Here is a 22124-nt window from a genome sequence, read left to right as displayed (position 1 = left end):
TTACATTTTTATCCTCCTCTTTACGATTCTATTTATCCATAAAAATTCCTTTTTGTTCTAACCATCATCTTTCCGACAGAAATCTTCATATTTATACGACACTTAACTATGAATCTAATTTTAAAATCCGCGTTTTTTCTACTCTATATAACATGCTTTATACGATACTTTCTCCAATAAAAATCGGAGGATGTATTGACCTATAAAGAACCACGAAAAATAACCCATATATTTACAATTACATTTTCCACTATCAGAAGTCCCCATTTTCTGACAATACAATTATTTTACACAGAAAATAAATTCATAAAATATTTCTCACTTCGTATTATTTCTCAACATTTTTGTTTACATAATATAATTATAAATTATCAATAAAATCCACCATTCGAATGAATGATCTGTCCTGTTATCCATTTTGCTTCTTCACTTACTAAAAACGTTATTAAACGTGCTACATCCACCGACTCTCCTATTCTTCCAGCAGCAAATCTGGTTACTAAATATGCCTTCATTTCTTCTGTCATCCACCCTGTATTGGTTGGTCCTGGATCAACAGCATTTACAGTAATCCCCTTCTTCATTGCAACTGGTGCCACTGAAGTAGTAAAAGCTTCGATCGCTCCTTTCGTTGCTATATAAGCAAGTTCATTTGGCATTGGTCCAAGCGATTGTCCAGAGGTAAGATTGACAATACTTCCATTCGTTTCAAACGTATAATTTTTAATAAACAATGTACTTAATAACATCGTAGCGCGCACATTGACCGTATAATGTCTATCTAACTGTTCTACATCTAACCCTTCAACATTTGTATCCGTAGAATACGCAGCATTGTTAATCAGAATAGACGGTTCTCCTAATCGTTCTGATACCATATATAATAAGCGGTTAGGTGCATAGGACTGAGCTAAATTTACCTCAGCCATTTCACAGCGAACACCAAAATTTTCAATCTCTCTTTTCAATAAAAATGGTTCCTGATCATTCATACTCCACGGCATTGCCTTATCATACCGAGGCCAATACGTGAAAAAAATATCGATTCCTTGTTGAGCAAGCGACTTGCAAATCGCTGCTCCAATTCCATTTAAACGTGTCGCTCCTGTAACAATTGCTATTTTCGTCACTTGTTTCTCCCCCTATTTTACAAAATAAAATATACCTTCTAGTAAATTAGAATCATGCGTAATATTCCTTACAAATAAATCCCCTGCATGAATACAGAGGATTTATCGTTTTTTATTTAATATTTGCTAGAATGCGCTCTGCTCCTAATTGTAAACTGCGTGTTACTATTACATTTATAATAATAAATACGATTAATAGAATGCTAAACATGCCCCACATACCGATTCCAAAGAAGTAGTATAATCCAACAACCACGCCTACGATTACTAGATCCATCGCAATATTTGCAAGAAAATTCCACAGAGTTGTATACCTGCTTTTAAACAACTTCTGCTCTGAATCCCAATGTATATCCGCCGTTTGAGCGTCCCAACGTGTACCGATTAAATTCGTTAACCAAAGGCCATTTGCACTTAGTAAAAACCATAACAACATAAAGAGTGGTGAAACACCGGCAACAATTGTCATGATAAGACCAAACACAGCTAAAATTGTTATATTTATAAGCCATGCTGTAAAGACTTTTGCAAAAAATATATCTGCTGCCTTTACTGGTAAATAACGATTAATAAACCACGAGCTTCCATCCCTAGAAAAAGACGTTGTAGCAATGACATTACTTCCCATTAAGAATAGTCCTGCACAAAAACCTATGCCAAGAGCTAGACCAGACCATTCTGGCTCTTTTACAAATTTTGTTAACCACTTTAAGTTTCCCTCTTGTACGAAAAGAATAAAGAATAGCATAATTGGCATCACGAAAGTTTGCACAATACAATTTATAAAAAATTGTGGTGTTCGGAATAAAATTTTGAACTCTTTTTTTACATAAGCCTTTATATGTGAACTTTGTACAGTCGATTTTTTTAAGTTCTCTGCTGAGATAGCCTCTTTTTTTGCAGTACTCGTCGAAAGTCCGATAACTCCTTTTAAATATGTACGCTGTGCAACATAGAAGAACAACCCAAAAAACGCTAAGGAAATCGCTGCAAAAATCACAACGTATATAATTCCTTTCCAAGAGGCATTTTCTATTAATCCCATTGCACCAAAGTATGTTGTTGGAAAATAATTTGTCATTTGAACGAACAGAGACGATTGGTTATCAGCAAAGTAATTTGCAACCATATCCCCTGATACTGCACTTTTGTTTCTCCACTGAATAAATACATTAATACCTACGACGAATAATAGAGTTAATATTCCGATAAATATATTACTGCGATCTTTATTCTTGGCTATATTTGTATAACGCATAATAACTGTCATTAAGAGTGATGCGAGTACTAATGGAATAACAGGGAAAAATATGTAAATTAATAGTGCATATAAATAGTATGTAATAAATGCACCACTTTGCAAACCGTAAACAATAAAGAGTGGAAATAAAATAAAAGATCCCATTACATATTGTGTAATTAATACCGTAATGAATTTCGCCGTAATAATTTGTGATGGTTGTAGTGGTAAAGGTAATAGGGTTTCAACATCATTATTATAATAAAATACAGTTAAAATGTTCGTAATACTAGTTACAAATACCCATATGCTCGCAACAGCTAATCCCATTCCGATTATCGATGTTTCCTGACCAATTGATTTCATTCCAACATACATTCCATATGTAAGTGGACCAATAAATATAAAGCCCGCAAATAGTAATGCTAAAAATGAAAATGCATACGCCCACCGTTTCTTTTTATCCGTTATGATATCTGCATAATTTAATTTCAATAATACTTTTGTTAATGCCCAAATTTTATTCATTTCCTGTCATCTCCAAGAACATTTTTTCAAGTGATTCATTGGATTTAAAATGATCTCGCATTTCATTTAAATTTCCTTGGAACTGCAAATTCCCCTTATTAATAATCGCTACACGATCACATAACTTCTCGGCTACTTCTAGTACGTGTGTAGAGAAAAATACCGTTTTTCCTTTATCTGCATGCTCCCTCATCATCTGTTTTAAAATAAATGCTGATTTTGGATCAAGCCCTGTCATTGGCTCATCTAAAATCCATACATCTGGATCATGCAGAAGAACACCGATAATAATAATTTTCTGTCTCATTCCGTGTGAATAACTTTGAATTTGGTCAGACAATGCATTGTAAAGATCAAATCTCTCTGCTAAAAATTGAATTTTTTCCTGTCTAATTGCATTCGGCACCTCATACATATCAGCCATGAAATTCAAATATTCTATCCCTTTTAATCGCAGAAACATATCTGGACTATCCGGAACATAACCAAATGTTTTCTTTGCCTCCATAGGCTCTTTCATCACATCTTTTCCGTTGATCGAAATTGTTCCTTTATCTATTGCATGAATACCTGTTACCATCTTAATTGTTGTTGATTTCCCAGCACCATTCGGCCCTAAAAATCCAAAAATTTCTCCACTAGGTACTGTTAAACTTAAATCTTTCACAGCATAGGAAGAACCATTATAACTTTTTGACACATTCACAATTTCAATCATTTTATCCAATCCTTTCCTCATTTACCAATAAACTATATCTCTATTATAGCATACTTGTATTTTTAGATTTTTGCATTTTTTCAGATTGAATAATCTTTCACAAAATCTTTTTATAACTTATTTATGCATTCAGAAAAATGAATATATATACGTCCTATAGTAAGTATATATATTCATTTTGATTTTCCGACATGTACATCACAGCCGCGAAAATAAAAAGGAATCCCCACTCGTTTTCTCCATTTGGTTTCACGTGGCATAGGGCTAAAAAAGGCATTGACCGCTTCTATCCAAAGACGGACGCTCTTTCCCACCTAAAAGGAAAGTTTTATATCGGTATTTCAATCTATATATAGTTCCTTAGCCATTAAAATATATATATATACCTAGACCAACAATTAAAACAACTGCTAACAAAAGGTAAATCATTGTAAGCCTTGTAATATTCCCTTTCGTTGATTTACTATAATTTTCATCTCCATTTTTCCCGACTACTATTGTTCCAACAACAATTACTGCCACAATCAATAAAACAATTAACATCCACTTAATCATGTGTTCCATTTCCCCCTTCCTCTTGCAACCATTTTACAATATTTTTACTGTTTATAACTTTTAAATGTTATCATTTTTCTGAACTTTAATTATATATATTATTCACTTTTCATTTACCTATTTGTTTTACTTATTCTTACGTTTGGATTCTCTATTTATTTATACAACAAACCAATTGATGAAATGGAAGATGCGCCATGGCATTCACAACAAAAATAAAAGAATACCACACCCATTCACATATGACCCAAGATGATTTAGCAAAGCTTATTGGTGTTCGACGCGAAACCATTAGTCATTTGGAAAAGAGAAAATATAACCCTTCTTTACAATTGGCTTATGATATTGCAAAAGCATTGAACGCTTCTATTGAGGAAATATTCATTTTTGATGAAGTATAGTAAATCCCCCTCTCTACTATGACGTAGAAAGCGGGATTTTTGTAAAATTTGCACCTATTGTTGAGAATAGCCCAGTGTAGCTAAAAGAATTCATTAAAAAACCCTTAGTTCCCCGTCTTTCCTACAATCCTTATAATATCGGTTAAATCACGAATTTCATATGTTGGTTTAATGCCCATATTATTTTCCTTGCGATACGGGTTGAACCAGCACGTATCAATCCCGTAATTTATTCCTCCTTGAATATCGGAAGTTAACGAGTCACCGATAATTAATACGCTCTCTTTATCTGTAATCTGCAGCTTTGAAAATGCATAATCAAAAATCCCTCGCGCTGGTTTTTGAAATCCAACCTCTTCCGAAATGATAATATGCTCAAAAGTATCACAGAGAGGCGACCCCTTGATTCTAGATTTCTGCACATCTGTGAACCCATTCGTGATAATAGCTAGTCGACAATCAGCAAGCGTATTACACAAGTCTACAGCTCCTGATACCATATGTATTTCTGTCCCTAAATAGCCAAGATATATACTGTTGAATATGTCAGCATTTATTTCAAGCTTATAAGCTAGAAATAATCTCCGAAATCTCTCCACTCCCAATTCAGATAAAGTTAGAATCCCCTGCTCTAAATCCCTCCATAATACTTTGTTAATCTCTTTATAACTGTCTTCATAATCTACCAATCCCGTAGGTAATCCGAAATCTACAAACGTTTTATTTAATGCCTTTTTTTCAGACATACTAAAATCAAATAATGTATCATCCACATCGAATAAGATAACTTTATATTTCATAGGTACCTCCATTACTCACTACTGCTCTAGTTTGAATATATATTTCAATTTCTGTTCATAATCAGAACGTCTATAAACCTACCTATATTTTTTCTCTATCTTCTACTACATGTTGTGTAGCTGATCCTGGATTTCCCCTTCGAAATTCAGTTCTTTTAATACAGCTTTGTTCATTTATTCTGTCTCATTCTTCATTTAATAAAACTATATTATATACATAATACAGGATTTCCCATCAAAACAATTTACATGTTACTTCTCTTCTAGTAACAATGTTTTCATATTTTCTAGTTGTTCTTTTGTAAAGCCCAGTCCTTTTTCAGCATAGATTTCAATACTGCCAAATTTATGGGTAATTTCATCAATTGCTGCCTGTAAATACTCTGCACGAGCTTCAAACATAGCCCCTAATATCTCTTTACTTTCCTCATTTTGTAACTTTGCACCTAAAAAGGCCATCATTTTTTGATTTAACTTTTCACGGAATCCGTTACTTAATAAATAATCTTGCATCACCGTTTCTTCCGGGACACCAAGAAGAAGTAATAATAAAGCAGAACCGAACCCTGTTCGATCTTTACCAGCTGTACAATGATTAACTAACGGTAAATTTCCCGGATCTTGAGCTAGCTGTAGAAAACGTACAAATGCTTCATTACCCTCTACAAAGCCTTTATTCATTTCCACTAAATATTCACCTGGTTTTCCAAGCATCGATAAATCTCCGACTTGGAAAAACTCATTAATATTTAGATCTTTTGCTATATCTTGCATGACTGGTAAACAAACTTGACGAACACCAGTGATACTTGGGTTTGGTTTATGCTTTACTTCAAAATCTGTTCGGTAATCACATACTAGTTTTAAACCAGACTGTTGTAAATAAGCAATATCCCATTCTGTTAATCCTGCTAATTCCTCTGAACGATATAAATTGCCCCACTTTACTTTGCGGCCATCACTTGTCTCATAACCACCTAAATCACGGAAATTAAATGCTCCTTGTAGTGATAACCTACGTTCAGCTACAGTAACTACTTGTCCATTATTTGCTACTAATCGAAAATAAGGACGTGCTTTAGGGCTTGGATCTTCTATCGTACAAGAAGATGCTTTTGATACTCTTAATAAAAATTGTCCATTTTCCTCAATCTTTTCTGATGAAGTACTCCAATAAATAGCAACTTCCTCTACTTCATCTTCCCATAATATATGTAACTTATTATCTAGATTTCGTTCTACACTTGCTTGTAACCAGCTTTTATGTTGTTTCATCATTTCACCAATACTTTCTCTATATAATCCGTTAAATCAAGCAATACTCTATTTTATTGTATTACAAATATACTAGTTCTTTCGTGACTATATTTATGACACTCCCTTGTCTTTCTTAGAAATTAAGAAAAGATTTCTTGTACTTTTAAGAATGTTGTAGTTGGAATACCACGAAATACATAGGCAATCTGCTCGTCACCTAAATCTTGATATACAACTGTGCCACGCTGAGGATGTGTATAAAATTCTAGTCCATTTATCATTTGCATTGAACTGTAATTTTTAATCCATGAAGATGCTGGATAGTAATTACGCTTCACATGGCGACACGCCCAAAGTGCATATAGTTGTTCTTTTACATCCCAGTACACATATTGCATTTCATTATTTCCTAAACCAATAGATTCGATTCGCCAAGAATTTGAGACTGTAATTGGTAAAGAGTTATATTGTATTTCATTTGGTGAAAACCACTTACTACATCTGCTTATTTCACCACCATTTAGTACTCTTGCTTGAAAACTTAATTGATGAAACGGTTTATTGATTTGTTTTTTTGCCTTCTCTAAATCTAATGGTTGCAAACCTTCCAAGAACTTTTCCATTTCTTGTTGTTGCACAAACCCTTCATCGATCGAAATTTCAATCTGCGTTTTCCATTTAGATATGGCATAACTAACTTTACCTTTATAATTCAGCCCCCTCCAATATACAAGACCATTATACTGAAAGCATTCACCTTGTGCTTGATACATACAACTATCAGGAAATGTTGGCTCCATAATATCTAGAAAAAACTCTTTTACTCGAAATACTCCTGTTCGTGTAAAAACTTGAAACCAAAGTGTTTCCCATTTCTCTCCTTCTTGACGTTCCGATACATTTTCAATATGCCAACCATCAAACAATACAACTGGGTATAGTGCAATCATATGTTTAAGCTTTTGTTTTAACATAATAAGCTCCCTCCTTGTTGACTACTTCGGGAGAGGTTATTATTTATCCTTGCATGAGCCGGATTGTCTTCGAATATATAGAATACTAGGAAACAATTCATTACTAAAGCACAGAGGAGGAGGAGCTTTGGATATCATTGCATTGCAACAACAATTGGAGCTCATCCAGCAAAATGACTATACACAGATGCAGAACATCGATCTTAACGAGTTAAGTTCCCATATGATTCAAAACATTGGCACGACTGATAGCTATGTACGTGATCAATTAATATATAAATGTTTTGCACACTTTATTCAAAATGAATTCCTACCCCATGATCAATTGGAGACTTTATTAACAACCTGTCTAAGTAATAATTACTTATATCGAGAAATTGCCTCTCCAAATACGGATGGAGTTTTCACTCGTTCTTATACCACTTTATTAATAAGTTTAATTATACAGTTCGATAATTCTCATTCATTTTTATTACAAGAAACAGTGCAAAAAGTAAAAGAAAAGCTTATTACATACATGAATCTTGAAATAGATTACCGTGGATATGTACAAGATAAAGGCTGGGCTCATAGCATTGCCCATGCATCTGATGTTTTTAACGAACTCGTACACAATCCGCATATTACCTGTTCCTGCTATGAAGAGATTGCTCATTGCATATTAAATAAAATTTTCATTTACTCTACCGTATATCATAATAATGAAGATGAAAGAATTGTAACCACCCTCCTATCTATGCTTTATTATGATTTCTCAAGAGATCAACTTTTTTCGATTATTTATAAAAAAATAAAACGTTTACCACAGCTCAAAAAAAGACTCTCTTGTCATGAATACTGTAAATTATGTGCAAATTTAAAAACTTTTTTACGAACCTTATTTTTCAGAACAAAAATAGACCCAAACCTTTCTTCTGTAGCAAATCGAGCGGAAAAAATGTTAAAAGAATTACATAAGTATTGCTAATTCTAAAGGAGAAAAGAAAATGAGATATATCGAAGACATGCGGAAGCTCGTAGGTAATCACCCGCTTATACTAATTGGTTCACACGTTATTATTGTAAATGAGATATCACTTCAACTCCGCACTGATTTTAATATGTGGGGCATTATTGGTGGTGCTCTTGAATATGGAGAAACATTAGAAGAAGCTGCAAAACGAGAAGTATAGGTTTGCAGAAAAGGATTCTACAACTTTGGAGGAATTATCATGGTAAAATATATTTCGAAAAACCAGATTTCAAAAAATCCCCTTGCCTACATTATGCTTATGAATCTGGAAAAACTGGTGGTACAACACTTGCAGTCTTAAATGCAGCTAATGAAATTTCATTTTTTGATATTGAAAAAACAATTTATTCTACACTTGAGGCACATCACAGCATCACGAATCCCTCTTTAGAAACAGTATTAGAAGCAGATCGTTGGGCACGCGAATATGCAAATCAATTATTAGTTAAAAAATGAAAAAGAGCTAAAACAGACACATTCTCTGTTTTAGCTCTTTTCTTTACGTATTTAACTTAATAAATCGATACCCATGTGTAACAAGCACTTTTAATATCGCATATCCCGGAATCGCTAAGATGACTCCCATAATTCCAAATAGATTACCCGCTGTTAAAATAATAAAAATAATCGTAATTGGGTGAATATCTAATTTTTTCCCCATGACTTGCGGTGAAATAAACTTTCCTTCTGCCAATTGTACAATCATCATCACAATAATGACTTTTAGAATCATTGCTGGTAAATCAATAAAGGCAATGATTAGAGCAGGTAGAATGGCAATAATCGGTCCTACATATGGTACAACGTTTACAATCATCGCTAAAACTGCAAGTAACACGGCGTATTTAATCCCAATAATTAAATAACCAATTAATAACATAATACCAATAAATAGGCTAACAATAATTTGCCCTCTAATATATGAGCTAATGGCGTAATGCATATCATCTAATATAAGCTTAGCTGAAGATCGTCTTTGTTCCGGAATAAATCTCAAAAAGTATCTTGGTAATTGTTCACCGTCTTTTAAGAGATAGAACAATATAAAAGGAACCATTACAAATGTAAGAACTACTTCTGTAAGTGTACTTAAGAACCCAGTTACATTCCCTGTCACTGATGATAGTGAATTTGTAAAATTTATTGTAGAATCTTTTACAATACTACCTACATCAATATTTAAGCTATCTTGAATCTTTCCAATTATATTACTTTCTCCAAATCTACGTGCTGCCCTTTCAACTTCATGACCGAAATATGGCAAGTTATCTATTAATGCATTTACTTGATCTTTAATAATCGGAATAACTGTTACAACAAGAAAAACAAACAACCCGATTACAAGTATGTATATAGAAGCAATGGAAATGATTCTAGAAACACCTTTTCTTTCTAAAAGCGAAACAAATGGATGTAAAATATAAAATAGTACACCAGCTAACAACACTGGAAAAAAGATTGTTTTTAAAAAGACAATGAACGGTGTAAATACAAACGAAATTTTTGTTAGTAATAATATATTCACAAATAGTAAGGCAAATCCAAGTAGTACCGCTAAATAATTTTGCTCTTTAAAAAACTTTTTCAGTTTATCTCTCTTTCGTAAATTTATTTTCTCCAAATATACCACCTCTCTAAGTATGAAAAGCCCTTAAAAAGGGCTTTATGAGACAATCAGTAATATATTTCCATTTACATGTAGCTTTTACTACAAATGATACAATTAAAGCCGATACAATTGCACCTAATAAACCAACAATAATATTACCAAACATGCCATGAAGAAATCCCTTCCCTTATCTGCTATAATACCTATAATAGCCCCAACGAAAAATGTGATAATCCATCCCATTTTTCGTTCTCTTTTTCTATTAGGATGTTAATTTATAATTAAATACAAAAGTTATAAACCACCTTATTTAATTACTAGCGCTTTGTAATTCCCATTGAATTATAACTATTCACAAAAGGAGATTTACTACAATAACACGAAATTATGTACATACATTGTATCCAAAAAAACTAAATTCTGTCAAACAACATGGAGATTATAAGTATATTAAAATATCTTTTTTTATTCTAAATTAGGATTTTAGCACGATTCGATGTGAATTGTATCTTATTTCAAGACAAAAACCAACCTACGCTCCCTCTTTCAGAAAGGAGATCGACAAATGATTTTTAAAATGAATCCTGCTTCTATTGAAGTTGCATCCGCTATTTTAGCAATCCAAATTCCTGCTTATCAGGTGGAGGCAAAATACATTAACAGTGTAGCAATCCCACGTTTATATGATACTGTGAAAGACATTCAAAATTGTAATGAGACATTTTATGGATACATCTTTGAAAATAAACTAATAGGTTTTATTTCTTTTGTAAATGAAGGAGCAATTATTGATATCCATCGCCTAGTTGTATCACCCGACTATTTCCATAGAAGAATTGCAACAAAGTTACTCCTTCATTTATTTAGCGCATCCCCTGATACAAGTAAATATATTGTACAAACAGGGAAAGCAAACATCCCTGCCCTTTCTCTATATAAAAAACACGGCTTTGTTGAAGTAAACGACATTGTAGTACCCGACGGAATCGTCCTTACTCAATTAGAAAAAGACAGAAAAAAATAAATAATTTGACTTATATGTTTTATTATGTTATTTTTTACTTTATAAAACCTTTTGCTGAATCCAAATTTTGGAACGGGGGAACCATTTATGTAGCCTATGCTACTTGGGGCGAATCTTTTTTAAGTAGGGGAACTCTCACTTCCCGAGTCCGACAGCTAACCTCGTAAGCGTAATGGGAGAGGGAAGGTGCTTTTTACCTATGTTACACAGTATCCCTCCTTAACTATAAAGTGTATGGAATCGTTATCATAAAAAACTATATTTATAGTAAAGGAGACTTGTACAATGTTACGTTTATCAGATCATGAAATAAAAATGATGGAGCAACGCCTCCGATTGGAGCAACAGCGTACGTATCAAGCAAACAAAATTGTAGATAGTTTACATCACAAATACTTTTTTCAACATATTTTTCAGCCGAAAAGATAAATTAACATGCTAAAATTGCTAATAGGTAAAGGTAGAAACGTTGTAAATTAAAAAACTTTACTGAGTTAGACCTTTCATGTTTTTTCTTTCTTTAAGTGAAAAAACACTATTCGATTTATTCAAAAAAACAAAACTTCATTACCATGTGTAATGAAGTTTTGTTTGCTACTGAATCACTTAGAACATACGTCCTTTTAATTCTCATATAATTTCTCTTTCTTACTAAGCCTCCTTATTATGATTATATAGGCACAAAACAAAGCGCACTTTCCAAACAAGCAACTGCAAAGTTTGGAAAATAAGATACTATGCTGCAGTTACTGAATTTCTTTTCTGCTTTCTCCTATTCTTTTTCTTATACCACCACATATATATTCCAGTAAACATTAAAATAGATGGAGTAAGTCCACCGATTACATATAAGACTTTTGTAAATAGTCCACCAAATGTCCCTGTATGTAACGGAAGATGCCAAGTTTGATAGGTAAGTCCACGATCTACATTAGGATCCATCTTTGCGATTACTTTTCCACTATACTGGTCCATCCACACCTTTACATTCCCGTTGCCTGGATCATACGAACGGCTCATACGAATTTCGATAGCCCCTTCTGCCTTTCCTTGTTTCACCTTCTCTGGAATTCTCACTTGCATAATTGTTCCTTCTGGCACTTCTTTTTCAGCTGTATGTAACAATCGATCAAGAGGAATCTTTCCTCCTGAAAGAGGTTTAGAAATTAGCTTTTCTTTCGCTGGTATCACAGTAGCCTTTGCACCAAACCATCCAAAAATAGTTTTATCATACACAAAAAGACCACCAGTTAACGAAACGATAAGTAAAAATGGAACAGAAACTGCACCAATAACTCTATGTAGATCAAATTGCTTTACATATTGATTCTTGCTTTGACGAATATTGAACTACCCCCACCTACCTCTACACGAGCCTGAGGTGGAGGATTCTCCTGTTTCGGCCCTAGCAAAAACAGTTCCTCTCGTTCAACAAAGAGGATACAACGATATAGAAGTTCCGTAGTGTCCCTAAGACGACCCATTCGATCTTCCGAGGAAAACAAAAGAGGTACAGCTACTTTTTTCTTATATCGAGAGTAGAACACCTTGTCATGCATCCAGTTCCTAGACTTATTATCTGCTCTGGTAATAAGCGTAAAAGACTGGGACAAGGCGTTCTTTTTTATAATACAGATAATTTGGCTAGTTTCTTCTTTTCATTTTCAAATACGTCCAATCGTTCAATTTGTAATGCTTCGTTTGGCCGATTCGCATCATATAACTGATAGAAATGATGTGTGCGAATAGCCAAACGATTGTTCAATTGATGCCAATGACTCCAGTGATGTGCATCTTTCTTTGGAATATACAGCTGCAGAACTCGCGGCACTTTTTCTTTGTATCCTAACCCCCGGCGCCCAATCGTAAAAGCAGCAGATTGATGAATAGAGATACCGAATTTTCGCATATATTTCATCTTTCCTGCAATCGAAGTGTAAGCTGGATTGACTTGAAAGACAGCCACACCCCTTTTATCCGCGCGACCTAGAATTGCACTTGTCATCTTTTCATAAGCGAACATACTCTTCATTCGATTCGCTCGCTTATTTCCATAACGATCCCCTGTTTTCGATTGGGTTGTATCTAACTTCTCGATGACAATTGGCTTGTTATACCGCTCCGCTAAGTCTACTAAGCGAACGGCCTCCGTTTCGATTATCTTTGTGATTTGTTCGGTGGATTTACCTAGAATTGAAAAACGGAGGGCACCACTTCCTTTGTAATTCCCGTCCTTCGTTACATTCACCCAAGCAAAATGTTCGAGATTGCAATCCACACCAATTGCGCCATCTGATGTACTATAATTCGTATGAGAATTTTCCGGCACATCGACTAAACATTTCACAATGTAATACTCCCCATGATCTTCCACAGACCACGCAATCGGTTTGCCATGTTTTTTCTTATTCTTACACTGTAATTGGGTTGTGATTACTTCTTTCATGATTTCTTGTCCATACGGGAATGTAACAGCTGGGAACTTAAGTGTTTTTCCGGAACTTGTCGTCATCCATAATTCCTGTGTCTCAGGCACATACTGAAACCCAAAATTTCCATATTTGGCATCTTTACGGCCAGATAGAATGAGTTGTTTATTTCGAGCACGGGAAAAGAATATTTTCCATTTGTCATGGTTACGTACAAACTCATCGATGGTAAATCGAAAGCGAAACAGTTTTTTGCTTCCAAATACTGCGCTTGGAATATGCGTTTTATATGATGCAAGTTTCTGTGTTAAACGAAGTTGTCTGTGGGTTAAAAGGCCGATTTTCGCCTGGATTCTTTTGATTTGAGCATCTAAGTACTGGTGTTCAAACAGATATTCATTCAGCCAAATTAAGGTGTCTTTTTTACGAGATAAGGAGATAAGGTTGTTGTGCTTCGCAAAGCGGGTGTTTTTCGGAAACGTCAGCTTTTCTTTCACACAACTTTGTTTGATTTTGCGAAGATTTGTCAGTTTTGTCCGTTCTTGTTTCAACTTTTTCTTGAGTTTCTTAACCTTCTCTTGTGTTTGTTTCTCATATATTTTTTGTAACTCCATTAAACCTGTAAACAATGCCTTCGCTTCTTGCGCCGCACTGTTTGCATAGTAATCATTCAATTGATAATTCCGCTTGAGAACAAGATGAAGACTATCCGCATGCATCTTGCGGTTCCAACGTTTTTCCCGAACAATCGTTTGAAATGCAAAGCGTTTCGCCTGATTACATGTTTCGATTGTCTGTGTTAATGCCTCTACCATTTCATATGGTAAATCTGTCTTATAGATTCGTTTCGAAAAATACGCTTTCTTCACCTGTTCTCACCTCATTTTGTTTGATAAGATCATTATATAACAAAACAAACATACGTTCCATTAAAAAAGAGACATTTTCTTTAAAAAAGACAAAACCGAGAAGACCCCCACCTTCACTTCGTTTAGAGGAGGGGGTCTTCTCGGTTAAAATGATAAATGAATCTCATCTTCAGAAGCAGTATACGGACCGTACTTTGGCAAAGAATCTACTTAAAAAAAGCAAGATGCTACTACATCCCAACACCTTTTATTGAGCTCTAACATTTTTGTCTGCTCCATTTCTCATTCCCCCAGCTTTCTCAATCCTATTTATAAACGACATTTCTCCACTTCTCATTCCTCTCTAAAATTCACATCATATACCCTGAACGTCCTTTTCTCTTCGCCCGATAATTTTTCACTTTCGCAATCGTACCACACGCTCTCCCATCTTTACCTCCAGCATACATACCACACCAACGTTTACTCCCATTACGAGAATAATCATAAAAAACCCAGCGGCAATCTGGACATGCTTTTAACCGGCTCCATCTCTTTTGATCAATAGCAACCAAAATACTTTGTAAAATCATCGTATACAAATTTTCTTCTCCAATTGGTTCATATGCAACAGAATCCATATTCTCTGTCACACATACTCGAAACGGATACTTTCTAAACCATTCTTGTAGTGTCCCTTTCTCCTCAACCACGAAACGAATTCCATCTCTAAATTGCTTCAGCTCATCCAACGTACCAAAAGAGAGTTCCTCATCAAAATGGTTTCTCATAAATTGAAGTACATCATCTACTGTATTAAGCTCATCTACCTGCTTTCTTGTGTCATTTGGAATTCTCCATGTATTTAAAAAATCTCTTACAACTTCTAATTGTCCTGGTGCCTCTTGGCCGTGACTCAAATTCATTCACCATCTTTCTAAAATTTACTTTTTTCTGACTTTATGTATAATTATAATATAAAACAGTTAACCATTAAAATATTTTAACGGTTACATCACAGGAGGGATTTTATGAAGAACTTTTCAATACCTATACGTTTTATACTCATTTCTTCCTTTTTCATGGCATTTGGATACTTTGCTGTGTATGCCTTTCTCGCTATTTATTTATCTAATTTTTTACACTTTTCTGCCATGCAAGTAGGAACAATTTTAACAATTATGACTATCACATCACGAGTTATCCCTTTATTTTCTGGTATCATTGCCGACAAAGTAGGCTATATGATTATGATGATATCTGGTTTACTATTAAGAGGCATTGGCTTTATTTGTTTAGGGATATTTTCAGAGTTTCATACTATTTCAATTTCTGCTTCACTAATTGGGTTTGGAACTGCATTTTATGAACCCGCTGCACGCGCTGTATTTGGCTCACAACCTGCTCGTATCCGAAAAGATTTATTTACATACTTAAATCTAGCTTTTAACAGCGGAGCTATTATCGGCCCAATTGCTGGCAGCCTGTTACTCATATGGAATCCTTTGTATCCATTTATACTTACCGGATCACTCATGTTATTATTTGCTGTCCTTTTTTATCTTCTTAGAAGTCACTTTCAAGTTTCTACAGAAAATGTACAGCTCTTATCTGGATTCAAAGTCGTCTTTGAAAACAAGCATTTCCTCTCATTCTCAAGCATCATGATTTTCTTTTACATTATGTTCACTCAACTTACTGTTGCTCTTCCTCTTCATATGACCAACATCAGTCATAATGAAAAATTAGGAGGAATTGTTATTACAATGAATGCTATTACAGGCGTTTTATTTATGATCGCCTTTAGGAAAATCTTTCACAAATACAATACACTATCGATTGTAAAATATGGCGTTCTATTAATGGGAATTTCTTTTTTACTAATCCCCTTATTTCAAGATCCGTATTGGCTATTTGTTTGTGTTATTTTATTTACAATCGGTGAAACACTTGTATTGCCTAATGCTGACATTACAATTGCGAATTATAGTAATGAATCTTATACAGCTACATATTTTGGTTTTTATCAGCTCTCACTCGCTATTGGCTTTATAATTGGAAACTATACAGGAACATGGCTTACATCACAGATGCAAGGGACGTATACACCTTGGTTTATTTTAGGAATACTTGGTGTTACAGGTTTTATTTTGCTTCATATTTTAAAAAATATGGAGCAAAAACATGAAAAAGAGATGATTCATACAGGATTATAAACGTATATAATGCAATGAAAAGCACCGTCCAGTCTATTGAACGGTGCTTTTCATAAAAAAATTATAATTTTTTTATCATTTTAAAATTAGTCAGTGTAACACCTTTACGCTCTACAGTTTGTGAACAAACAATTTTGTAGCCTCCATGTTCAAAAAATGGCTTAGCTGTAATACTTGCTTCTGTATCAATTTCTAAAAGATTTAATTTCTTCGCCTCAGATTCAAGCATATTTACTAAAGCTGTGGCTATACCTTGTCCTTGATAATCTTTATGAACATACAGTCTATCTAAGTGGCCAGTATGCGTTAGATCGCTAAATCCAACAATTTTATCATTAACTTTTGTAACAAATGTTATATTTCGATCTAATGATTCTTTCCAAGATTTCATTTTAGATTCTTTTTCATCTCTTGGCGCCCAAGCATCCAATTCTAATTGAGAATAATCTTTCAAATTTACTGAATGAACCGTTTCATAAAACAAAGAAATAATCTCTTCAGTATCAGCTTCCTTAAACTTTATAATCTTCACTTTTTGTTATGTCTCCTCTTATTATAATAAGCATATTCTCATATATTTAAAATTTCACCACCAATTTCTTCTTCCACACAACTGCTCTATCGTTCAATAAGAACAAACGAAATGTAGATCATTCCGGTTCATCTTTTTATAAACGGTTAAACTGTATTTCAAACCCACAATAATATCCAGTATAAAAAACACCTTTTAGTAAAACTAAAAGGTGTTTTTTTGTGAAACCATTAATGAATATCATGTTTTTTGAAATTACCGCCCTTTACTTCTGCTACGTCATATACAGTAATAAAGGCATTTTCATCAATTTCATGAATGAGTTCTTTCATTTTACTTTCTTCTAAACGGTTAATGACACAAGTGATTTCTTTAAATTGTTCCTTTGAATAACCGCCGTAAACTTCATTATACGTTGCACTTCGACCTAAGCGATCTCGAATTGTTTCTACCATTAATTCAGGTTCTTTTGTGATAATTTTAAAGGTTTTAGAACCACTTAAACCTACTTCAACGATGTGAATTACTTTAGAAGCAATAAAGTAAGCAATTGCCGAAAGAATAGCTCCTTGAAGACCAAATACTGTTGAGACAAAAATAAAGACAAACATGTTTAAAAATAAGATGAGATCACTTGTCCCAAAAGGTAATTTTCGAGAAAGTAATACGGCTAACATATCAATTCCATCTAATGCGCCACCGTTACGCAATGCTAACCCCATACCAAAGCCGATGATAATTCCCCCAACAACGGTAATTAACAATGTATCCCCTTCAATAATAGTTGGTACTTGGTGCATAAGAACAGTACCGATTGCTAGTGAAGCAATACCGATAACCGAATAAACAGCAAAACTTTTACCAATTTGCTTATATCCTAACCAAACAAAAGGGATGTTAATGACTGCAATTAGAATTCCTAATGGTAATCCAAATAATTCTGAGCTAACGATACTTAAGCCCGTCACACCACCATCTGATACGTTGTTTGGGATTAATACTGATTCTAGTCCATACGCTGTTATAAATGCCCCAATAATAATCATTAATGCTCGTAAAACGATTTTTAGTTTATGGGACTTGTTCTTTTTGATTGTACTCATATCATTTCCTCGCTTCAAACTTTTTTTCTCTTCATTACTACACATTTTTAATCAGTTAGACTCATTCCTAATAACTATTCTAACACATTTCCATCAGAATATTTCTTGAAGTATTTTTCCTCTTTAAGTGATTTTTTTCACAATCTCTTCTAACATGTAAAAAAGATAACCAATTTTCTTTTAAGCTGTTATTCAACAAGGTGCCCGATTGTGGAATTACAGAACGGGCATGTTGGTGAATGACTTTATTGTAAGAGTTAAATGCGAGATCGGCCGTTATCCGTCCCTGCTTGTTCAACAAACGGGCCAGTTTGTGGAGGATTTTAACAGGCTTTTTTAGAGTTATTATTTAAAAAAGGATTTTGAAGTCTGTTGGTGAAAATTAAATATTAAATCTATAAAAGATGGAGGTTGTTGTGATGTTGAAACTGTTTCAATATAACTGGCAAGTTCGTGATGATTGGTTTACATTGTGCGAAGACATACCGGATGAAGAACTATTAAAGAAACGGGTCGGTGGGTTCGGCAGTATCCTACATACCCTATTTCACATTGTAGATGTGGAATATATGTGGATCTTAGGTTTGCGAGGTGAACCAGTGTCTGAGGAGCCATTGTTTGAGGATTATGCTAGCTTACAAAAAGTGAAAAATCTTTCAGCTCAATACCATGAGAAAGTGAAACCATTTGTGACATCTTGGACAAATGAAATGGATTCTCGGAAACTTTCAGAAACTGATTTCAATAAAGAACCGATTAGCTCTAGAGACGCACCAATCAGGCGCCGAGTCATTGAATGTACACACGGAGAGATCATACGTCATGTCATTGTCCACGAAATCCACCATATTGGTCAGTTATCTATATGGGCACGTGAAATAGGAAAGGAGCCTATTTCCGCAAATCTGAGAGGAAGAGGGCTATTCGATAATTAGACTGCCTTTGCCAATTTCACAAACGGGCGCGTTTATTTAGAAAAGCGTCTTTTCTTGTATATTAAGTCATTTGATAGAATATGGTACCATTAATATGCTACATCAAATATTTATAATGTTGATTCATGTGAGTGTAGTGTAAGGCTTAAAAAAGAACTGAAATACTTGTCAAAATATTATTTTTCTTGGTTTTCCTTAAAAATGGACAGTTCTTTTTTAAAGTGAAATCGCTCTTTTAAAAAGCTCCCTAAATTTCTCCCTATCTTCTGATGTAAATGGTTTTGGCCCCTTTGTACGCTTTCCACTTTTTCGAGCCATTGCACTCAAATAACGTGTTTGTAATAATTGGTCAATGTTTTCATTTGTATAGCTATACCCATTATGGTGAAGAACCGTACACCCTTTTGCTAAACCTAGCGAAGCAAGACCATAATCTTGCGTAACGATTATGTCTCCTTTTTCTGCTAACTTCATAATCCGATAATCCGCAGCATCTGCTCCAGAATCAACATAAATCGTTTCCACTCCTGATGGTTGTTCCGCATTAGAAAAATGAGAAAAGCTAGTAACAAGGATAACAGGAATTTCAGCATTCGTACCTTCAGAGATAATAATATCTTTTACCGGACAAGCATCTGCATCAACATAAATTTTCATCTTTATCACTCCCATAAATAAGTTCGAGTTGATGATAACGGCAGATTTAGCTTTTGTCAAACGAAGATGCTTTACCTAAAATCATTAAAAAAACAGATATTCTATTAAAGGGTGCGATTGTGGAACAAGAATTACAAGGGTGATACATATTATACATGACTAATATGTATCACCCTTTATTTTTTATGACTTTTTTTGATTTAGGTCTTGATAATATTTGTTAAACAACTTTATTGTCAATCAACACAATTGTTATAGAATTAGTATTTTATAATGTAAAACCTTTAACACTAACTTCTTCAGATAAAACACTAACCATTTATCAGATATTTGTTTTTTTATTTGCTTACAAATTACTTATAGTCTCTTTTGTGTATTTCATTTTCTTTCTTCTTTATTTTTCCTAGTATAATCTCTTTACCATTTATATTTTTTTATTGAACTGTTTAACTTCCTTAAATACCCTTGTTCCTACATCCAAAGAATTAACTGTAAACTAGTTCTTTTTGGCTTAGATCAAGCGTCTGCGCTGTTGAAGTATGAATCTCTTGGAAAAGCTCTGGGTTTTCCGCTAGTGACACGCCATAAGAAGGAATCATTTCTTTTATTTTCAGTTCCCACTCTTTCATATGTTGTGGGAAGCATTTTTCTAATACCTCAAGCATAACGTGAACAGCAGTAGAAGCACCCGGAGAAGCGCCGAGTAATGCAGCTATCGAGCCATCAGCGGCACTAACAACTTCCGTACCAAATTGAAGTGTTCCTTTACCACCAGCATCAGTATCTTTGATAACTTGCACACGTTGGCCCGCTACCACTATATCCCAATCCTCGCTTTTGGCGTTCGGAATAAACTCGCGTAATTCTTCCATGCGCTTTTCATTCGATAACATAACTTGCTGTATCAAGTATTTTGTCAATGACATCTCTTTTACGCCTGCCGCCATCATAGTGAGGACATTATTCGGTTTTACGGAACCTATCAAATCAAAATTCGAACCAGTTTTTAAGAACTTTGGTGAGAAGCCGGCAAACGGTCCAAACAGCAATGTTTTTTTGTTGTCAATATATCTTGTATCAAGATGCGGAACAGACATTGGCGGAGCACCAACCTTAGCCTTACCGTATACTTTTGCATGGTGCTGCGCTGCAACTTCCGGATTGTTACATACCATAAATAATCCGCTTACCGGGAACCCTCCAATATGTTTTGACTCAGGAATACCGGTTTTTTGTAGTAAAGGCAGACTTCCGCCCCCACCGCCGATAAAGACGAATTTTGCAGTATGGTATTCGATTTTACTATTATTCATATCATGCACTTTCACTTCCCATGATCCGTCGCTAGCACGTTTAATATTCTCGACACTATGTTTGTAGTTTATTTCGACATTTTTACTCTGCAAGTGGTCAAACAACATACGTGTTAAAGCACCAAAGTTGACATCCGTTCCAGAATCGATTTTCGTTGCCGCTATTGGCTCATTCGATGTACGCCCTTCCATAATAAGTGGCATCCACTCCTCCAGCTTTTCATGGTCATCAGAAAATTCCATTCCTTGAAACAGCGGACTGTTTGAAAGCGCTTCAAAACGTTTTTTCAAAAACGTTACATTTTCTTCCCCTTGCACCATACTCATATGAGGTATTGGCATGATAAAGTCTTGCGGATTACGAATCAGATTACTATTTACAAGATAAGACCAAAATTGTCTTGAAAGCTGAAACTGTTCATTAATTTTGATAGCTTTGCGAATATCTATAGATCCATCAGATTTTTCGGATGTATAGTTCAGTTCACAAAGTGCAGCGTGGCCCGTTCCCGCATTATTCCATTCGTTAGAACTTTCTTCTCCTGCGTTTGCGAGTTTCTCGAACACTTTGATTTCCCATTCAGGTACTAACTCTTTCAGTAATGATCCCAAAGTCGCGCTCATGATTCCGGCACCAATTAAGATAACGTCTGTTTTTTGCTGCATGTTGCTCATGATAATCTCTCCATCCCCTATATTAGCAAAAAAGAGTAGGTGCATCTGCTTAAAGGTCGCAAAAAGCAAAGCGTCGCCTAGACCCCTACCTAGGAACCTATCTCTCCTGCCTCAAATATAACCATCTCATACTCCTGTCTCTTATACACATCTCCGAGCCCACGAGAC

At 34.6% G+C, this 22124-nt stretch carries 21 protein-coding genes, 5 pseudogenes and 1 riboswitch; of the genes and pseudogenes, 9 read left to right on the top strand and 17 right to left on the bottom strand.

The genetic code is table 11. From position 1 onward, the window contains the following. Positions 1–371: 371 nt before the first annotated feature. The 4 genes from JDS96_RS18725 to JDS96_RS18710 form a co-directional block, all read right to left on the bottom strand. A complete protein-coding gene (locus JDS96_RS18725; protein ID WP_199667662.1) occupies positions 372–1130 on the bottom strand; it encodes an SDR family oxidoreductase in 759 nt (252 codons plus the stop codon). A gap of 112 nt (positions 1131–1242) precedes the next feature. Continuing rightward, positions 1243–2898 (bottom strand): putative ABC transporter permease subunit, encoded by a 1656-nt coding sequence (locus JDS96_RS18720; protein WP_199667661.1) that lies wholly within the window; start codon positions 2896–2898, stop codon positions 1243–1245. Continuing rightward, positions 2891–3616 carry an ABC transporter ATP-binding protein gene (locus tag JDS96_RS18715; RefSeq protein ID WP_017151715.1) on the bottom strand — a complete coding sequence of 242 codons (726 nt, stop codon included), beginning with the start codon at positions 3614–3616 and terminating at the stop codon, positions 2891–2893. The genes JDS96_RS18720 and JDS96_RS18715 overlap by 8 nt, the downstream gene beginning before the upstream one ends. A 360-nt stretch (positions 3617–3976) precedes the next feature. Beyond that, on the bottom strand, positions 3977–4171 hold the full coding sequence (locus JDS96_RS18710; RefSeq protein WP_026008613.1) for a hypothetical protein: 195 nt from the start codon (positions 4169–4171) through the stop codon (positions 3977–3979). Positions 4172–4288: 117 nt separating this feature from the next. On the opposite strand from JDS96_RS18710, the pseudogene JDS96_RS33470 reads away from it, so the two are divergent. Then, positions 4289–4390, top strand: a pseudogene (locus JDS96_RS33470) (DUF3796 domain-containing protein); the annotation flags it as partial. Further along, positions 4369–4572, top strand: a complete 204-nt coding sequence (locus tag JDS96_RS18705; RefSeq protein WP_018766293.1) for a helix-turn-helix transcriptional regulator — start codon at positions 4369–4371, stop codon at positions 4570–4572. The pseudogene JDS96_RS33470 and the gene JDS96_RS18705, both read left to right, overlap by 22 nt. Before the next feature lie 104 nt (positions 4573–4676). On the opposite strand, the gene JDS96_RS18700 is transcribed toward JDS96_RS18705, so the two are convergent. The 3 genes from JDS96_RS18700 to JDS96_RS18690 all read right to left on the bottom strand — a co-directional run bounded on the left by JDS96_RS18700 (position 4677) and on the right by JDS96_RS18690 (position 7603). Continuing rightward, positions 4677–5372, bottom strand: coding sequence for a YjjG family noncanonical pyrimidine nucleotidase (locus tag JDS96_RS18700; protein ID WP_199667660.1), 696 nt, complete (start codon positions 5370–5372; stop codon positions 4677–4679). 252 nt (positions 5373–5624) lie between these two features. Beyond that, the gene (locus JDS96_RS18695) at positions 5625–6647 is read right to left on the bottom strand and encodes a tyrosine-protein phosphatase (protein WP_098135509.1); all 1023 of its coding nucleotides are present in this window, start codon (positions 6645–6647) and stop codon (positions 5625–5627) included. Positions 6648–6769: 122 nt separating this feature from the next. Then, complete coding sequence (locus JDS96_RS18690) at positions 6770–7603, bottom strand: hypothetical protein (RefSeq protein ID WP_199667659.1); 834 nt, start codon at positions 7601–7603, stop codon at positions 6770–6772. Positions 7604–7730: 127 nt separating this feature from the next. On the opposite strand from JDS96_RS18690, the gene JDS96_RS18685 reads away from it, so the two are divergent. The 3 genes and pseudogenes from JDS96_RS18685 to JDS96_RS18675 form a co-directional block, all read left to right on the top strand. Then, positions 7731–8570, top strand: a complete 840-nt coding sequence (locus JDS96_RS18685) for a DUF2785 domain-containing protein (protein WP_041488469.1) — start codon at positions 7731–7733, stop codon at positions 8568–8570. Between the two features lie 19 nt (positions 8571–8589). Beyond that, positions 8590–8772: pseudogene (locus JDS96_RS18680) on the top strand (NUDIX domain-containing protein); the annotation flags it as partial. Positions 8773–8816: 44 nt separating this feature from the next. Continuing rightward, a pseudogene (locus JDS96_RS18675) lies at positions 8817–9071 on the top strand (1-deoxy-D-xylulose 5-phosphate reductoisomerase); the annotation flags it as partial. A gap of 43 nt (positions 9072–9114) precedes the next feature. Here the strand turns inward: JDS96_RS18675 and JDS96_RS18670 are convergent. Both JDS96_RS18670 and JDS96_RS32195 read right to left on the bottom strand, forming a co-directional pair. Beyond that, positions 9115–10236: an AI-2E family transporter gene (locus JDS96_RS18670; RefSeq protein ID WP_199667656.1), complete on the bottom strand. Its 1122-nt coding sequence runs from the start codon at positions 10234–10236 to the stop codon at positions 9115–9117. A 70-nt stretch (positions 10237–10306) separates the two neighbouring features. Next, a pseudogene (locus JDS96_RS32195) lies at positions 10307–10467 on the bottom strand (GlsB/YeaQ/YmgE family stress response membrane protein); the annotation flags it as partial. Between the two features lie 322 nt (positions 10468–10789). On the opposite strand from JDS96_RS32195, the gene JDS96_RS18665 reads away from it, so the two are divergent. Continuing rightward, positions 10790–11248, top strand: a complete 459-nt coding sequence (locus JDS96_RS18665; RefSeq protein WP_199667655.1) for a GNAT family N-acetyltransferase — start codon at positions 10790–10792, stop codon at positions 11246–11248. Positions 11249–11290: 42 nt separating this feature from the next. Then, positions 11291–11434: riboswitch (cyclic di-AMP (ydaO/yuaA leader) on the top strand. Positions 11435–11533: 99 nt separating this feature from the next. Next, positions 11534–11677, top strand: a complete 144-nt coding sequence (locus JDS96_RS18660; protein ID WP_003198661.1) for a hypothetical protein — start codon at positions 11534–11536, stop codon at positions 11675–11677. Between the two features lie 306 nt (positions 11678–11983). Here JDS96_RS18660 and JDS96_RS18655 read toward each other — a convergent pair whose 3' ends face one another. The 4 genes and pseudogenes from JDS96_RS18655 to JDS96_RS18645 all read right to left on the bottom strand — a co-directional run bounded on the left by JDS96_RS18655 (position 11984) and on the right by JDS96_RS18645 (position 15451). Continuing rightward, entirely contained in the window at positions 11984–12541 is a 558-nt protein-coding gene (locus JDS96_RS18655; RefSeq protein ID WP_307838195.1) for a PepSY-associated TM helix domain-containing protein, read from the bottom strand. Positions 12542–12872: 331 nt separating this feature from the next. Next, positions 12873–14546 (bottom strand): IS200/IS605 family accessory protein TnpB-related protein, encoded by a 1674-nt coding sequence (locus JDS96_RS18650; protein ID WP_199667654.1) that lies wholly within the window; start codon positions 14544–14546, stop codon positions 12873–12875. Positions 14547–14759: 213 nt separating this feature from the next. Continuing rightward, positions 14760–14825: pseudogene (locus JDS96_RS32190) on the bottom strand (class I SAM-dependent methyltransferase); the annotation flags it as partial. 71 nt (positions 14826–14896) lie between these two features. Next, positions 14897–15451, bottom strand: a complete 555-nt coding sequence (locus JDS96_RS18645) for a CGNR zinc finger domain-containing protein (RefSeq protein WP_003198667.1) — start codon at positions 15449–15451, stop codon at positions 14897–14899. A 105-nt stretch (positions 15452–15556) separates the two neighbouring features. On the opposite strand from JDS96_RS18645, the gene JDS96_RS18640 reads away from it, so the two are divergent. After that, the gene (locus tag JDS96_RS18640) at positions 15557–16741 is read left to right on the top strand and encodes an MDR family MFS transporter (protein WP_199667653.1); all 1185 of its coding nucleotides are present in this window, start codon (positions 15557–15559) and stop codon (positions 16739–16741) included. Between the two features lie 61 nt (positions 16742–16802). On the opposite strand, the gene JDS96_RS18635 is transcribed toward JDS96_RS18640, so the two are convergent. Both JDS96_RS18635 and JDS96_RS18630 read right to left on the bottom strand, forming a co-directional pair. Continuing rightward, a complete protein-coding gene (locus JDS96_RS18635; RefSeq protein ID WP_003198671.1) occupies positions 16803–17273 on the bottom strand; it encodes a GNAT family N-acetyltransferase in 471 nt (156 codons plus the stop codon). Between the two features lie 230 nt (positions 17274–17503). After that, entirely contained in the window at positions 17504–18376 is an 873-nt protein-coding gene (locus tag JDS96_RS18630; protein ID WP_026008611.1) for a YitT family protein, read from the bottom strand. A gap of 419 nt (positions 18377–18795) precedes the next feature. Here JDS96_RS18630 and JDS96_RS18625 point away from each other — a divergent pair, with 419 nt between their 5' ends. Continuing rightward, positions 18796–19311, top strand: coding sequence for a DinB family protein (locus JDS96_RS18625; protein WP_199667652.1), 516 nt, complete (start codon positions 18796–18798; stop codon positions 19309–19311). Positions 19312–19527: 216 nt separating this feature from the next. On the opposite strand, the gene JDS96_RS18620 is transcribed toward JDS96_RS18625, so the two are convergent. Continuing rightward, positions 19528–19968, bottom strand: coding sequence for a YaiI/YqxD family protein (locus JDS96_RS18620; RefSeq protein WP_018766281.1), 441 nt, complete (start codon positions 19966–19968; stop codon positions 19528–19530). 485 nt (positions 19969–20453) lie between these two features. Further along, entirely contained in the window at positions 20454–22001 is a 1548-nt protein-coding gene (locus JDS96_RS18615) for a malate:quinone oxidoreductase (RefSeq protein WP_199667686.1), read from the bottom strand. Positions 22002–22124 lie beyond the last annotated feature (123 nt).

Source organism: Bacillus cereus group sp. N21, assembly GCF_016483395.1.
GTDB lineage: Bacteria > Bacillota > Bacilli > Bacillales > Bacillaceae_G > Bacillus_A > Bacillus_A pseudomycoides.
This window is presented reverse-complemented; position numbering and strand designations above follow the sequence as displayed.